The sequence below is a fragment of the Glaciimonas sp. GNP009 genome (assembly GCF_054343755.1).
On sequence record NZ_JBTGUV010000004.1, the window covers coordinates 3,127,063 to 3,142,866 of the forward strand.

General features: G+C 47.1%; 13 protein-coding genes. 4 read left to right on the top strand and 9 right to left on the bottom strand.

The window, feature by feature from the left end; all coding sequences use genetic code 11:
* Positions 1–13 precede the first annotated feature (13 nt).
* The 4 genes from ACXX82_RS14680 to ACXX82_RS14695 form a co-directional block, all read right to left on the bottom strand.
* Positions 14–595, bottom strand: a complete 582-nt coding sequence (locus ACXX82_RS14680; protein WP_322235983.1) for a hypothetical protein — start codon at positions 593–595, stop codon at positions 14–16.
* A gap of 95 nt (positions 596–690) precedes the next feature.
* A complete protein-coding gene (locus tag ACXX82_RS14685; RefSeq protein ID WP_323505733.1) occupies positions 691–819 on the bottom strand; it encodes a hypothetical protein in 129 nt (42 codons plus the stop codon).
* A 997-nt stretch (positions 820–1,816) separates the two neighbouring features.
* Positions 1,817–3,907: a M13 family metallopeptidase gene (locus tag ACXX82_RS14690; RefSeq protein WP_322235986.1), complete on the bottom strand. Its 2,091-nt coding sequence runs from the start codon at positions 3,905–3,907 to the stop codon at positions 1,817–1,819.
* Between the two features lie 266 nt (positions 3,908–4,173).
* Entirely contained in the window at positions 4,174–4,869 is a 696-nt protein-coding gene (locus ACXX82_RS14695) for a hypothetical protein (protein WP_458563164.1), read from the bottom strand.
* Between the two features lie 446 nt (positions 4,870–5,315).
* On the opposite strand from ACXX82_RS14695, the gene ACXX82_RS14700 reads away from it, so the two are divergent.
* Complete coding sequence (locus tag ACXX82_RS14700; RefSeq protein WP_322235990.1) at positions 5,316–6,620, top strand: MFS family transporter; 1,305 nt, start codon at positions 5,316–5,318, stop codon at positions 6,618–6,620.
* Between the two features lie 326 nt (positions 6,621–6,946).
* A complete protein-coding gene (locus ACXX82_RS14705; RefSeq protein WP_322240463.1) occupies positions 6,947–7,255 on the top strand; it encodes a c-type cytochrome in 309 nt (102 codons plus the stop codon).
* A 223-nt stretch (positions 7,256–7,478) separates the two neighbouring features.
* Here ACXX82_RS14705 and ACXX82_RS14710 read toward each other — a convergent pair whose 3' ends face one another.
* A complete protein-coding gene (locus ACXX82_RS14710) occupies positions 7,479–8,636 on the bottom strand; it encodes a branched-chain amino acid ABC transporter substrate-binding protein (protein WP_458563165.1) in 1,158 nt (385 codons plus the stop codon).
* A gap of 873 nt (positions 8,637–9,509) precedes the next feature.
* Between ACXX82_RS14710 and ACXX82_RS14715 the strand changes: the two genes are divergently transcribed.
* Entirely contained in the window at positions 9,510–10,004 is a 495-nt protein-coding gene (locus ACXX82_RS14715) for a pilin (protein WP_323505729.1), read from the top strand.
* 54 nt (positions 10,005–10,058) lie between these two features.
* Here ACXX82_RS14715 and ACXX82_RS14720 read toward each other — a convergent pair whose 3' ends face one another.
* Both ACXX82_RS14720 and ACXX82_RS14725 read right to left on the bottom strand, forming a co-directional pair.
* Positions 10,059–11,213, bottom strand: coding sequence for a branched-chain amino acid ABC transporter substrate-binding protein (locus ACXX82_RS14720; protein ID WP_503421164.1), 1,155 nt, complete (start codon positions 11,211–11,213; stop codon positions 10,059–10,061).
* 480 nt (positions 11,214–11,693) lie between these two features.
* Positions 11,694–12,839 carry a branched-chain amino acid ABC transporter substrate-binding protein gene (locus ACXX82_RS14725; RefSeq protein WP_322235998.1) on the bottom strand — a complete coding sequence of 382 codons (1,146 nt, stop codon included), beginning with the start codon at positions 12,837–12,839 and terminating at the stop codon, positions 11,694–11,696.
* A gap of 182 nt (positions 12,840–13,021) precedes the next feature.
* Here ACXX82_RS14725 and ACXX82_RS14730 point away from each other — a divergent pair, with 182 nt between their 5' ends.
* A complete protein-coding gene (locus ACXX82_RS14730) occupies positions 13,022–13,531 on the top strand; it encodes an Lrp/AsnC family transcriptional regulator (protein ID WP_322236000.1) in 510 nt (169 codons plus the stop codon).
* Between the two features lie 361 nt (positions 13,532–13,892).
* On the opposite strand, the gene ACXX82_RS14735 is transcribed toward ACXX82_RS14730, so the two are convergent.
* Positions 13,893–15,209: a D-amino acid dehydrogenase gene (locus ACXX82_RS14735; protein WP_322236003.1), complete on the bottom strand. Its 1,317-nt coding sequence runs from the start codon at positions 15,207–15,209 to the stop codon at positions 13,893–13,895.
* Positions 15,210–15,345: 136 nt separating this feature from the next.
* Positions 15,346–15,768: a DUF2486 family protein gene (locus ACXX82_RS14740; RefSeq protein WP_322236005.1), complete on the bottom strand. Its 423-nt coding sequence runs from the start codon at positions 15,766–15,768 to the stop codon at positions 15,346–15,348.
* Positions 15,769–15,804 lie beyond the last annotated feature (36 nt).

Sequence of the window (15,804 nt, forward strand, 5' to 3'; positions counted from 1 at the left end):
CAAATAATTAAACTTATAAGTTTTCCCGATTGGACTGACATACTCGTCGTACGTCATTTCGATTGTTCGTAACGATCCATTGCGCAAAAAATGCAGGGACGATGCTATTCGTTTCAGCGACGCATTCGTTAATAATTTTTCCTACTTTTCGCCAGTCGTCATCGGTACCACAGCCATTGATATTGAGTGCGCTTTGAATATCTTGTGCTACGTGATATTTGGCCATGTCGCTTTCGCAATTTTTATTTGCGACATAAGTAGGAAGCAACCACGATTGATTCTCACAAGCCTCCATCACTTTTTTCCACTCTCCTGATTTATCCAAAAGCGGCTGCACAAACGCGGGTACAACCTTGGTAAGCCAATCTGTGTTTTCCATTTGCAAGCGACTACCACAGCTGTATTTCGCAATACAAATTTGGCCGGTGTAAAACCCCTTTATGGCACTGTCGTCTGGTACGTTTACTTTTTGCAAATCTTCGACGGGCGAGTAGCAAACATCGTCGGGTTTTATGTAGAACAATCGCATTTGGTCCGATGCAGAACATGCGCCAACGCTGCCTTTCACTGTTAGTTGATTGCTGCCTTCCTGCAAATTGATCGAAGCGGTACCTAAACCGAAAAACTGCATGAGTGCGGTGAAGCTTCCGCTCCGAGAAAAAAAGTTGCTCCGTTCAGGCTTGCGGTAGCCTAGCCCTGATCGCCGACGATAGTGGATGCGCTTCCGGTGCCGGTAATGCGGGTTCCCGCCGATCTCAACACGGCGTTCGGGGCGGGAGTGGTGAAATTAATATCGCATAGAAGTGCCTGCGGTTTCACTGCTGGTGTCTAGGCAGCGTCAAGTGGCGTGATTTTCTTATGCGCATGTGCGGTAGAGAAAAACATTAGTGCACCAATAAATATCAGCCGTTTTAAAAACCGAATTGTCATGTTTTTCTTTCTTATCGTGTTTCTGAGCCGTCAGAAGCGCTTGCGTTTTCATTGCTGATGTCTGGGCGGATTCAGCTGGCGTGGCTTTCGCGTGTGCATGTGCGGAAGAGAAAAAAATTAGCAGACTAATACATATCAGCCGTTCAAAAAAACGCATCGTCATATCTTTCTTATCGTGTTGCCGGTCCGTCTTCAATCCAATTGTCAGTAGTTACAGCAATGAATATCAACCACTACATCAATCGATAACGCAGGGCGGAATACAATCTGTCTTCTTAGTTTTAATTTGGAATTGTTCCCGTAAACGGTTAAATAATGTGGTTGTTAGAGGCTTTTATCTAGGTAGATAAGTTCACTTTAACGCGAAAAAGTCGAAAGAATTTTCTCGATTTAACCAAGAAAAATCTAGGTGAATTTTTTTGAAGAGCATAGTAAATGACAGAGATTCAATACTTTTTTGATCTGGTACTGTCATAACGCAGCTGGTGACGTGACGCACGCGGCGTACTACTTAAAAGGCTAAAATATTTGACCGACGAGGGAATTTATTTGTACGCCACTACCGACGATTGAAATGTTAATCAAAGTGGAATGATGTCACCCGTTAGGTTTCAGGGCGCATTGAAACAGCGATTCAAATATGCTCGAACGGGATATATAAATGGAGGCGTTGTTGAGATGATCGCTGCGTGACACGCATCACGTTGCATGATGATTTTTCGGTGATTTGTTCGGGATGTACGTTAGTTTAATTATTGATTTTTTTGTGAAGAAATCGCTTCAACCTCCGCTAAATCTTGCTGGTCTTTGGACCAAATACCATTAGCTACTACTGATGGTTTACAGGTTATCTGTTCGCCATCAGCAGGATTTACTTAGTACTTCATCACCACATAATCACCCGTTCCGCCGGTGCCAAATACATCTTATCCCCCGGTTTAACATCAAACGCGCTGTAGAAGCCAGGCTGGTTGGCAAGCGTGCCGTTGCCGCGAAATTGCGGTGGTGAATGGGGATCGATTTTTACGTAGACGATGGCTTGTGCGTCGCGCACCTTGCCGCGCCACACTTGCGCCCATCCCAGATAAAAACGTTGGTTGCCGGTCATGCCATCGATCATTGGCGCGGTTTTTCCCGCTAAGGATAACTGATACGCTTTGTAGGCGATGGTCAGGCCAGAGTTGTCGGCGATGTTTTCGCCGAGGGTGAGTTCACCATTCAACTTATATCCGGGTACCGGACTGTAAGCGCCATATTGCGCGACTAATGCTTTGGTTTTCACTGCGAATTTCTCGTGATCGTCTTTGGTCCACCAATCGCGGAGATTGCCGACTTCGTCGTATTGACTGCCTTGATCGTCAAAGCCATGGCTGATCTCGTGACCGATTACCGCGCCGATACCGCCATAATTAACCGCATCGTCAGCCTTGGCGTTAAAAAATGGTGGTTGCAGAATAGCGGCCGGAAATACAACTTCGTTGAGTTCCGGATTGTAATAGGCGTTGACGGTTTGTGGCGTCATGCCCCATTCGTCGCGATCAACTGGTTTGCCCAATTTGTCAATATTGCGTTGATACTCAAAATCATTAGCCCGCATAATATTGCCGACCAGATCGCCTTTTTTGATCGTGAGTGTTGCGTAGTCACGCCACTTGTTCGGATAACCGATCTTGGTCATCAACGTTGAAAGCTTTTTCTCCGCCTGCTGTTTGGTGGCCGGTCCCATCCAATCCAGCGTGTGGATACTTTCCCGATAGGCTGCGATCAGGTTGCTGACCAGTTTTTCCATGCGCGCTTTATTCTCCGGTGGGAAGTATTGCGCAACATACAATTCACCTAATCCCTCGCCAAGCGTATCTTCCACCATTTTTACACCGCGTTTCCAGCGTGGTTCGTTCTGTGGAACGCCGCGCAATACGCTGCCATAAAACGCAAAGTTTTCATCAACATAAGGCTTGGATAGCGATGAGGAAAATCTACTCAGGACATGCCATTTAAAATAGGCTTTCCAGGCATCCATCGAAGTCGATTCCAGCACATGATCGAAGCCTTCAATATAGCTTGGCTGACTGATCACCACGTACGATATTTTATCTTTCAGTCCAGCTTCTGCCAGATAGCTATTCCAATCGTTATGCGGTGCTAACGTTGGCAACTGGCTTAATTCAACTTTGTTATACGTTTTAACCGGATCACGATTTTGGACCTTGGTCCATTGCAGTTTTGCCAGCGCGGTTTCCAGCGTGAGTATGCTGGCTGCATTTTGCGCTGGGGCTTTGTCGCCAGCCAGCGTCAGCATCTTTTCGATGTGTGCAAGATATTTGATCCGCGTCTCTTTCAGCTTCGCATCGTCATCTTTGAGGTAGTAATCCCGATCAGGCAATCCAAGGCCACTTTGTCCCAGGTCGACAATGACTTTGGTGGAATCCCTGGCGTCCTGATGGATCCCGATGTCATAAGGGACTTTGACGCCGATGCGTGATAAATGCGCGATCATGCCAGCGATTTGTTTTTTGTTTTGCAGTGCATCAATCCGCGCAAATTGCGTGGTTAATGGCGCAACACCTAGTGCGTCGAGTGTATTTTCATCCATGAAACTTGCATACACGTCGGCGATTTTTTGTTCATTTGAACCAACTTTGACTGTCTTGTTTTTGCTTACAGAGTCAACGATAGTGCGTAGTTGATTTAACGAATTTTCGCGTAATTCATAAAAAGAACCCCAAGACGATTTATCGGCGGGAATCTCAGTCTTTTTCAACCATGTTCCGTTGACGTAGCTATAAAAATCATCTTGAGGACGCACCGCCGTATCGGCGTTATGCATATCGATGCCAGACATTAATGGCGTAGTTGAGTTTGTCATTGAGGTTGTCATAGTGGTGGCGAAATGCGCTCCTTGGGAGGCATCGGCAGCATTGCTTGTGCCGGTGGTAATCATCGTTAGTCCTGCTGCGGCGATGAGAGTTCTAGTCATAATACGATTCACGGTTAAAAAATCCTTTGCGAGATTATTCGGAGTGTAGTCTGAAATAAGGCGGTATGCAGAAAGCGCTGTCCAAGACTGAGTTCCAAGGCTGAGTTCCAAGGATATCTTAGGATGAGAAAGAAGGGCGCTTACAGCCTTGTAGTGTGGCAAAAATAAAAGACACCATTTGGCGCAGGTCAAACGTCGCGCCGCGGTAAACGCCACCAAGGTGTTCCTCATCTATGATTGTCGATTACGATCATGCGGGATAGTCATTAGCGGCGATAAGTACTCTCTTTGGTCGGTGGGCCGTTGAAATCACTACCGATTGCGTACAAGGAAATCACAATCCGTGCGGGTTCGGTAGTTCTGGTCAGAATAACTTTGATGACCGGAACATCATCGACCACGCATTTGTTGCGTCGATCGATCCTTAACTCGACAACCGAATCGTTGGTGGCGACGATTGTATGGTTAGCCCGTTTGCAGTTCGGTGCATTCAATATCTTGTTGGAAACGGAGAGGGTCTCGTCCGTAGCGTAATTGACATTCGGAACGTCTGCGGACAGGCTTTCGGTCCACGTCCCTTTTGCCCATTGCGGCATAGAAAAGCCCGATAAAGAAACCGATGATACTGGCGTCGCTAATAAGCTAGGGAACACATCGTGTGCCATTTGACGGGTTAAAAACAGCTTTAGATGCGGCGTTTTGAGAGGGGCCATTAATTTGACGGTGCTGACGACGTTGCCATTCAGGCTAATTGTTAAATCTTCGTTGAGCGCGTCGCGAGTGACATCTTGCAGGCGGTGCAGGGCGGCCGGAGTAAGTTTTACGCTCAGCGCAACAAACTCCGTATCGTTTTGGCCCTGGTCGCGAATATTGAGATTAATTTCTGCAAAGTCGCGGTCTGATGAAAAATCAATTTCGGCAGCGTTAGCTGAGATAACAAAGAACGCGCTCAACGAAAGCATTAGAAGCTTAAGCTGCTGGCACCGTCTGGACATTATTTTCTCTCCAAAGCGCATTTTATCGGCATCCATTCGTATAATTATTCGATCTTACACAGATACTGGGAGAAAAGACGGTATTTGTACTATGACCTTGGCAGACCAGCGCTGACGTGACAAGGTGTCGACCCAGGTCGCTCACGTGATAGATTAGTGCGTGGCCTAGTGCGCCATGTCGTTCTTCATTCGCTATCCATAAAATTGGAGTCATAGAACGGGATGAAGTTCACTTGCCTACAATCGGGAGAAGTGGTTCTGGAAAATATTGAATAGCCCCATTCCAGTTGTTTGTCCTACAATGCATGCGATAACATGAAATATAAAGAAACGGCTATATAAGATTTCAAAGCAGCCGTTAAAGACGTTGTACAAGACATAATATAAAAACGTTGCACTTAATGAAAGATAAGATGACATCTATAGCACAGCAAGAGCTTTCACCTGCAGACGACCGCCGCAAGCGTATTTTTGCAATTGTGGGTGCCTCATCCGGCAATCTGGTTGAATGGTTCGATTTTTATGTCTATTCATTTTGTGCAATCTATTTTGCACCGGCTTTTTTCCCCAGTGGTAATTCCACTACGCAATTATTGAATACTGCTGGCGTATTTGCCGCTGGATTTTTGATGCGCCCGATTGGTGGATATATTTTCGGTCGCCTTGCCGACAAACGCGGTCGCAAGACCTCAATGATGGTTTCCGTGTTGATGATGTGCACGGGATCGTTATTGATCGCCTGCCTGCCAACCTATGCCACCATCGGTGCTGCCGCACCCGCGTTGCTACTATTTGCGCGTTTGTTGCAGGGCTTGTCAGTTGGTGGCGAGTACGGCACCAGCGCAACATATATGAGTGAAGTCGCACTAAAAGGACAGCGCGGATTTTATGCATCGTTCCAATATGTGACCTTGATTGGTGGTCAGTTGCTGGCGGTATTGGTGTTGGTTATTTTGCAGCAATTGCTGACAACTGAACAACTGAAAGACTGGGGATGGCGTGTTCCGTTTGTACTAGGTGCATGTGCAGCTGTCGTAGCGCTGTATTTGCGTCGCTCGCTGAATGAAACCTCGACCACAGACTCGCGCAAAAATAAGGATGCCGGAACCATCGCGGGACTGATGAAGCATAAGGTTGCCTTCATGACGGTGATCGGCTTCACTGCTGGTGGCTCGTTGATTTTTTATACGTTCACCACATACATGCAAAAGTATCTCGTGAACACCGCAGGCATGAACGCCAAAACAGCAAGCGCGGTCATGACTGGCGCGCTATTGGTTTATATGTTGATGCAACCGTTGTTCGGCGCGCTGTCGGATAAAATCGGACGGCGCACCTCAATGATCTGGTTTGGTGCGCTGGCCACGCTGATGACAGTGCCAATTTTGCACACCTTGGCCAGTGTGACCAATCCTTACGCGGCCTTTGGGTTAGTTATTCTGGCGTTGGCGGTGGTGAGTTTATATACCTCGATCAGCGGCTTAATCAAGGCAGAGATGTTTCCACCCGAAGTGCGAGCGCTGGGCGTTGGATTATCTTACGCGTTGGGTAATGCGGTATTCGGCGGTTCGGCTGAGTTCGTGGCCCTGAAACTTAAATCGATTGGCATGGAGTCGACGTTTTACTGGTACGTCACTGCGCTGTGTGCGATTGCGATGATTGTTGCGATTCGCATGCGCGATCCGGGTACCGAAGGTTATTTGCGGCACGAGAATTAACACCAAAATTGGTGGACGCCTGAACCTGAAGTGGCAGTTATGTTTCGATTCAGGTGGCAACTTGGTGGTGGTTGATATTGAATAAGTGTTGATTAGTGCGTGGTAAGTAATGAATGGCAAATGGCGAGTAGTAAAGGATGAGTATTAAATGACGAGTATTAAATGACGAGTAGCGAATGCGTAACCGATGAGAGCTGAAAGCCTTCTCTCATTGGCAACGCGAAAGCACGTAAATGATCGCTGACCAGATGTTGAACAGCGCATCATCCTATCTGCGACATTTTTAATGATGTGGGCAATACAGTAATTTATTCGGAGAAGTGATGATGAAGCAGTTGTTATTGATTGGAGGCGTATTCGCCTTTTTAGTTTCCGGTAGTGCGTTGGCAAACGCAGATCTTGCCAAAGCCAAAAACTGTATGGCGTGCCACTCTATTGGCAATAAAATTGTCGGTCCAGCCTTTAAAGACGTGGCTAAAAAGTATGACGGACAACCCGATGCAGAAGATAAGTTAGTCCAAAAAGTATTGAAGGGCGGCTCCGGCGTGTGGGGTCAAATACCAATGCCTGCCAACGCACAAGTCAGCGATGCAGAAGCGCACACGCTGGTTAAATGGATATTGTCATTGAAATAGGCGATTGATCAGCGATTGATTAGCGCTTAACCATCGGTTGCGGGCAGATCGCTGAGACGCGCAGGCATGAAAGAACGTAAAAAAGGGTGCTCATTTGAGCACCCTTTTTTTGTAAACAACAGAGGAAAAAAAATAAACAACGAAATCGACTGCGGACATTCGCAAACGGTATGTTGAATTTTCCCCCTGTTTATTTCGTACTATGAGACACCAAGTTACTGACTTACTTGGTTACGCCAATAAGTGTGCGTTGTCCCGCTTTATACGTATACAACGTCAATGTCGCATTTTTCATATCGCCGTGCGTATCGAACGCAATCGTGCCGGTAACGCCTTTGCGATTGATCTTCGCCAAAGCTGGCAAATAGACTTTTGGATCGGTGGAGTTGGCTTTTTGCATCGCCTCCACCATCGTCATCAACGCATCATAAGCATACGCCGCATAGATCACTACTTCGTGCCCATAACGCGCTTTGAAGGCCGTCTTAAACGCGTCTAGCGCCGGTCGTCCGGCATCAGGAACACCGCCCGCTTCTGCGCAAATGACTTGATCGTCGGACAGCGCATCGCCAGCCAGTTTAGGCAACTCCGTGGTGCAGATGGCATCGCCGCCCATCATTTTTGCCTTGATCCCTAATTGCTTCATTTGACGCAACATCGGCCCCGCGCCAGCATCCAGACCGCCGAAGAAAATCACGTCAGGTTTCTTTGCCTTGATCGCCGTCAAAATCGCGCTGAAGTCGGTTGCCTTGTCGTTGGTGTATTGGGTCGCAACAATATTTGCACCGGCTGCCTTGGCGCGCTTGGCAAACTCTTGCGCCAGACCTTGACCATACGCCGTGCGGTCGTCGATCACGGCGATATTTTTGGCATGCAAAGTCTGGACCGCATAGCGTCCCAATGCGCCAGCTAACTGACCGTCGTTTGCCACAACCCGGAACGCGGTGTTATAGCCTTGTAGCGTGTATTTGGGATTGGTCGTGCCGGGGGAAATTTGCGGAATCCCCGCGTCGTAATAAATCTTGGATGCAGGAATACTGGTGCCGGATTGCAGATGACCGATGACGCCCTGGACCTTGGCATCGACCAGTTTTTGCGCTACTGAAGTACCTTGTTTTGGATCGCCGCCATCATCTTCTGTCATCAATACAAATTTAATTTTCTTGCCACCTATCGTCAGGCCTTTGGCATTCAATTCTTCGACAGCCATATTCGCACCGTTTTGCAGATCCTTGCCGACGTACGCAATGGGGCCAGTTGTCGGGCCAACTTGCGCCAGCTTGACGATTTGTTCTTGCGCACATGCGGGACCAGAAAGTGTCAATGAAAGCGCCAGTGCAGCGACAGCAGATAAAGAAATGACAGTTGTTTTAGATGACACCGTAGTTCCTCCTAAGGATTTCAAATGTGAGGGTATGAATGTAAAAGCGATTATCGTTGATCATCCGTCATGACGTTTTATGCCATTTTTATGACGTTTAACACTGCTTCACAACGTTCCACTATGCGCTGTGCCCGTTGGATGTCTTGGATGCAGTGTCCGCGACAAACATTGTAAATGAGCTTCTGCCAAAATTCGTTATTTGCGATTCGATAGGGTAACAATTTCACCATACCGATCAATGATTTAGTTATCTACGGTTATTAAGCGGCCGTTCGGCACGCTGGGATAGAACTAGTGTGCGCCTCAATAATACGTTACGAACGAGATTTTTTAATCTTCTGTTTGTCGACACAATCCGCTTTTTTGCCGCTACTTTTAGATCGGAGCGGTTTTTCATCAGGCATCGAAAGAGCAGCGTTAAAGCAGGGAAAGGACGATCGATATTCATTGAGCGCCATCAAAGCAGGAAAACACAACTTTACCGTATCGTAAAAGCGACAGTTAATTCAGGCGGTTATTACCATGAGAGGTTCTCTGTATTTTGTGCCGAGATTTATCTCTATCCCGTACACGATTCATCTTTTCATCATCGCTTTCACGACAAGGAATGTGTTTTCAAAGTACAAATTTCGTGTATTGACACATAAGTAATCCCCCTAACTGCCTCGAGCGCATTGCTAATTCGTTGAAACGTCGAGTTATAGTCGTTTCATGCTATTGGGCATCGTTTCTGCAAAATAGTTTTAGCAAATCGGCGCATGTATTCCGTGCGGTTTTTTTGCTAAGTAGTTTACATAATTATTCACAAAAAAGTTCTATTTACGAAGGGCGAACCGAATTTTTTCGGCGCCATTAACGGGGAGTTTACGTATGAAATTTGCGCATTATAAACGGCAAGTACAGAAGGGTTTTACACTCATCGAATTGATGATTGTGGTGGCGATTATTGGTATTTTGGCGGCTATTGCGGTGCCAGCTTATCAGGACTATATGCTCAAGGCTAAATTTTCCGAAGTGTATGCGATGGCAGCGCCATACCAACTTGCGGTGGGCATGTGTATTCAGATGGCTAATGGAAAGTCAGATGATTGTAATGCAGGCGAGAATGGCGTTCCTCCTGCGATGGCGACGGCGACGTTGCATGTTGCATCGGTTGAGGTCTCTAAGGGAATAATTACGGTAAAACCAACGGCTACTACGAATGAAGGCTCAACATTGGTTCTTAATCCCACTTACAGCACTAACGCTATTACTTGGGATAACAGTAAAAGTGGTTGCTTAAAGACAGTTGATAAAACACCGCCACTTTGCACTGAAGTTAAAGCGGTTGGAGCAGCATCAGCATCAGCATCAGCATCATCGTAAGCTCTCGCTTTTATTGATCGCAATTCGCGTGTTAAGACGCTAGTTGTAAATACCTTACTTGGTAACCGTCAAAACGGTGCGTTGTCCACCTCTAAAAGTATAGACGGTCAACGCACCATTTTTAATATCGCCATTCGCGTCAAAACCGATTTCGCCTGTCACGCCTTTGTGAACAATCTTCGCAAGTTGTGACAGGTATTTTTTTGGATCTGCTGAGTTTGCTTTTTGCATGGCGTCTGCAATGGTCATGACTGCGTCGTAGGTATAAGGCGCGTATTGTTTGATCTCGCTGTTATAGCGTTTCTTGTAGGCTGCTTTGAACGCATCCAGTTTTTTCTGCCCCGATTTTTCTACGCCACCCGCTTCTTCGCACACCACCTGATCATCACGCAAGCTGTTGCCAGCTAATAGCGGCAACTGATTGGTACAGATCGCGTCGCCACCCATCAACTTTGCGTTTATTCCGAGCATTTGCATCTGACGCAACATCAATCCGGCGCTGGCATCAATGCCGCCGAAGAAAATTAAGTCCGGCTTTTTTCTTTTGATAGTAGTCAGGATCGCATTGAAGTCAGTCGCTCTGTCGCTGATATATTGTCGCGTCACGATGGTGACACCGGCGGCTCTGGCGCTTTTGATAAATTCGTCAGCTAATCCTTGTCCATAAGCGGTGCGATCATCGATGACCGCAATGTTTTTTGCGGTGAGCGTTTTTGCGGAATAGCGTCCCAACATGCCGCCAAGCTGACCATCGTTGGCGACTACGCGGAATGTCGTATTAAAACCTTGCTGCGTATATTTGCAGCTAGTCGCGGAGGGCGATATTTGGGGAATACCCGCGTCGTAATATATTTTTGATGCAGGGATTGACGTCCCGGACTGAAGATGGCCGATCACGGCCTGGACTTTTGCATCGACTAGTTTTTGGGCAGCGCTGGTTGCCATTTTCGGATCGCTGCCGTCATCTTTTGCCAACAGAACGAATGTCACTTTTTTACCGGCGAGGGTGACGCCTTTGGCGTTCAACTCTTCGATGGCCATGCGCGCACCATTTTCATTGTCTTTGCCCATGTGAGCAACTGGTCCAGTCAGTGGGCCGACGTGGCCGATTTTTACCAGCTGTGTCGGCGCAACCGCTTGCCCTTGGGCTGATGCGCTATCTGCGGTGATGACCAACGCCAGGACTGGAATTATTACAACAGCGATCATCGCCGACAATGGATCACGTCTGACATAAGCTTGCATGACTTTTCCTCTGAAAATAAAAACGGAGACGTTCACTTGCTATGCGATGCCATGCAGAGCCAAGCGAAGAGTGCTTGTTTAATGTGAAATACACATGTGAAGTGCATGTCACGGTGTTTTATCGGGATGGCTGTACATTCCGATCATCACTAAAAAGGACTGGAAACCGTTCGATGGCAAGATTTTACACAAGCAAGATAGCAGACGCCAAATAGGGCATGCTATTTATGGGAAAAGAGTATAAAGCGAATGATATTTAAAAAGATCCGCTGTGAAGACGGACGAAAAAAAACGCTTCGGTGTTGAAGCCGAAGCGTTTTGAGAGTGTATATGATCGATAGCTTAAACTAAATGTAGCGAGGGTTTATTGCGATCAAGGTTAACTTTCTAGTTCACCGTTTGTCGCTCACCACTCACCACATACCGATCAATGGTTGCCGCACTTTATTTAGTCACAGCCAGCAACGTACGTACGCCGCCTTTGTATGTGTACAAAGTCAAAGAACCGTCTTTGATATCGCCTTTTTTATCAAAAGCGATATTGCCGGTCACACCTTTGTGACTGATCTTAGCCAGGAAAGGCAGATACTTTTTAGGATCGGCAGACTTGGCTTGCTGCATCGCTTCAACCATGGTCATCAATGCATCGTAGACGTACGGTGCGTAGATCACGACTTCCTGGTTGAATTTCTTTTGGTAAGCGACTTTGAAGTCTTCCAGTGCTTTTTTGCCAGCGTCTGGTACACCACCAGCTTCGGCGCAGACTACCTGATCATCCCGCAGGCCTTCGCCAGCCAGTTTGGCCAACTCTGTCGTGCACAGGCCATCACCGCCCATGAATTTAGCGTCGATACCAAGTTGCTTCATCTGACGCAACATCGGGCCACCGACTGCATCCATACCACCGAAGAAAATCAGGTCAGGCTTTTTGGCTTTGATCGATGTCAGAATCGCGTTGAAGTCAGTTGCTTTATCGTTGGTGAACTGGGTTGATACGATAGTAGCGCCGTCTTTTTTAGCACCTTTCGAGAACTCTTCTGCAACACCTTGGCCATACGCAGTACGGTCATCAATGACCGCGATGTTTTTGGCTTTCAGTTTGTCGACAGCGTAACGACCTAAAGTACCGCCCAATTGACCATCGTTAGCGACAACACGGAAAGCAGTGTTAAAGCCTTGTTGAGTGTATTTTGGGTTAGTGGCAGATGGTGAAATCTGTGGAATACCAGCATCAAAATAAATCTTCGATGCAGGGATAGTAGTGCCAGAGTTCATGTGACCGATAACGCCATTAACGTGCGAATCGACTAATTTCTGTGCAACAGTTGTCGCAAGTTTAGGATCGGACGCATCATCTTCACCATCCAAAACGAATTTTACTTTTTTGCCGCCGATCATGGTGCCTTTGGCGTTCAGCTCATCGATCGCCATTTTCGCGCCATTTTCATTGTCTTTACCAATGTGGGCGTTAGGGCCGGTGAGTGGGCCAACGTGACCGATTGTGACGACTTGTTCTTGTGCGAATACTGAACCAGCAAGTGCGAACGCAATGGCGCCAACTAAAGGAAGCATTTTGGTCTTGATCTGCATGAATTTCTCTCCTGAGGATTTAAAATAACACTAAGTACTACAAAGCAATATAGCTCGGCCCAAAAACTTTGTTCCTCCGTTTGCAGCTTATTAGGTTGCTGCGAACATGCAAACGGTACATCATAAAAAACAGTTCGCAAAGCGGTTTTATGCGTTTTTTTTGAATCCCTCACACTTCCCATATGACCAAACAACACGTCCTCGATAAGGTAGATCGCAAGTTACTCAACTTGTTGCAGCGCGACAATCAAATTCCTACTCGTACCCTCGCCGAGAAGGCCCATATTTCACAACCAACCTGTCTGCGCCGCATCCGCGATTTGCGTGAGGCTGGTGTGATTAACGCTGATGTGGCGTTGGTCGATCCGTTTGCGCTCGGGTATGGCATGCTCGCATTTCTCGAAATTTCTCTTACCAATCAATCAGATGAACATATGCAGGAATTCGAACTGCGTATGAACAAAGAGGTTGAGGTAATGCAGTGTTATTTTGTTTCTGGCGACTATGATTATTTTTTGGTAGCCCATGTTATAGACATGGATGCTTATTATCAATTCGTCAGACGGGTTATTTCAGGTTCTGGCAATGTTCGTCACTTTCAATCTCGTTTTCCTATGAAGCGTGCAAAATTTGTCACTCGGATTGCCTTTGATGAGAAGGCCGCGACAATTCAGGTTCGCGCGCCAAAATAGGCTGACGCCCTGAAATGATGCGCAATAGCGGCAGAACAGGTGCATTAATCCCTTTTTTACTTGCTCGCACGACTCATTACGCAATATCTGGGCCAGGCTGTTTAAAACAAAAAAAGCCCAATCCTGACAGTGGGGATTGGGCTTTTAAGTGGCACTCAAATACGTTGTGGCATTGAATGGTCATCAGATTCTCGGTGAGCTCGGAACTCGCTCGACCTAAATCGAACTAGTTCGAACCAAGTATTAAATACTGAATTTATTACTCCGACAAGCGCTGGTGCAGGGCGCGGCGCGTGACGCAAGTGCACTGGCCTTGCTATTCCGTTCAACTCATCTGAGTCCGATTTTTTATCGCTTTAGTTCAGACCGGAACTTCACGCGGTTGCAGTGCCTTTTGTGGAGCGCGACGCGGCATGCCGGTAAATGCAAAATCAATTTCAGGCTGGCGACCGGACATGATTTCTGCAATTGCGCGACCTGACCCGCAGCCCATGGTCCAGCCGAGTGTGCCGTGACCGGTGTTGAGGAAGAGATTGCTGATTTTGCTCTTGCCAATATACGGCACGTTAGACGGCGTTAATGGTCGCAATCCGGTCCAGTACGTTGGATTGTCGTAGTCGCAGGCGTCTGGAAATAATTCACGGGTACGACGTGTAATGGCTTCGCAACGGGTGGTATTAAGTTCACGCGTGTAGCCGTTTAGTTCGCACGTTCCTGCGACGCGCAAGCGATCGCCCAAGCGCGATATTACTAGCTTGTAACCGTCATCGGTCAATGACACGCTAGGCGCGGCGGCAGGATTGGTGATCTTATAGGTGGCGGAATAGCCCTTGCCCGGATAAATCATCAAATTAATACCAAGCGGTTTCAGCAATTGCTCGGAGAAACTGCCCATTGCGACCACAAATGCGTCAGCGTGCAAAACTTGATGTTTTCCTTCTGCGTTAATGATTTCGACGCCGGTAATTTTTGCGTTAGCGCCGTGGCCTTCGCTGATCAAACGCGTAACTGTGGTGTTGAATTGAAATTTGACGCCAGCTTCTTGTGCTTTGTCAGCGAGTCCGGTAGTGAACTTATAGACGTCACCGGATTCATCATTGTCGGTGAAGTCGCCACCCACAATTTTATCGCGTATGCGGGATAACGACGGCTCTATCCTGACGACCTCGTCGGCGCTGATGGAGTTGCGTGGGCAACCCAGATCGCGCATCAATTTGGCCGCTGCCAGTGAGTCGTCGAATTCTTTTTGTTCTGTGTAGAAATGCAGAATGCCGCGTACCAAATGATCGTATTCGATACCTGTTTCAGCACGGACCGACAGCAGCGTTTGACGACTGTATTCGCAGATAGCGACGATTTGGCGAATGTTGGCGGCGGTGCGTGATGGTGTGCATTCGCGTAAAAAATTCAACGCCCATTTCCATTGCAGCCATTCAGGACGAAAGCGATACAGCAACGGTGCATCTTCCTTGCCCAACCATTTCAGCACCTTCAGCGGCGCTTGCGGATTTGCCCATGGCTCGGCATGCGAGACTGAAATTTGGCAACCGTTCGCAAAACTGGTTTCTTGTGCTGCGCCTGCCTGACGGTCAATGACAGTGACGTCATTGCCTTCTTTGTTTAGGAACCATGCTGACGAAGTACCAATGATGCCGGCGCCCAATACAATCACTTTCATGCGAAATCTCCGAATTGTCTTAACTAAGTGCCAGTATTGTAAGAAATTCTTGATTGTTTAGGTAATTCAATTTGATGGTCACTTTTTTTCTATTTATTCATTAGAGGCTAATTTTTGATTAATAATCAAAAAATAATTATTCTAATTTTGTTTTTCGCAATTTAACTAATTCCAGCGTCACTGCACTTGAAATGACCTCATTTAAGGTCTGATGCAAGCCTGCTTTGATTTGATCAGCCATTGCCTTAACAGCCGATTGCAACACCTCTGCCAAACTATCCCGCACGCGTTGTTCGATGACAAAATCTATACGGTCTTGTAGTTGCCATAATATTTTTTCGTGCAATTCATGCTTAAGCGTTTCCCAGTCGCGCTCGGTTAATGTCATCGCTGCGTGGGTTGCGGGGTGGATAAACTGATCATCTTGCACGCTCGACTGAGATGCTTGGATATGGTCCGTGGCGTTAGTGAACCAGGTATCTTCAATCGCGTCATCCTCCGCCGTTTCAATGATTTCAGTCAACAATGGAATACCTGCATCCAGCGCGTTATTTTTCATAGAATCTCCTCATATATCGGCGGATGCCTGTTTTTG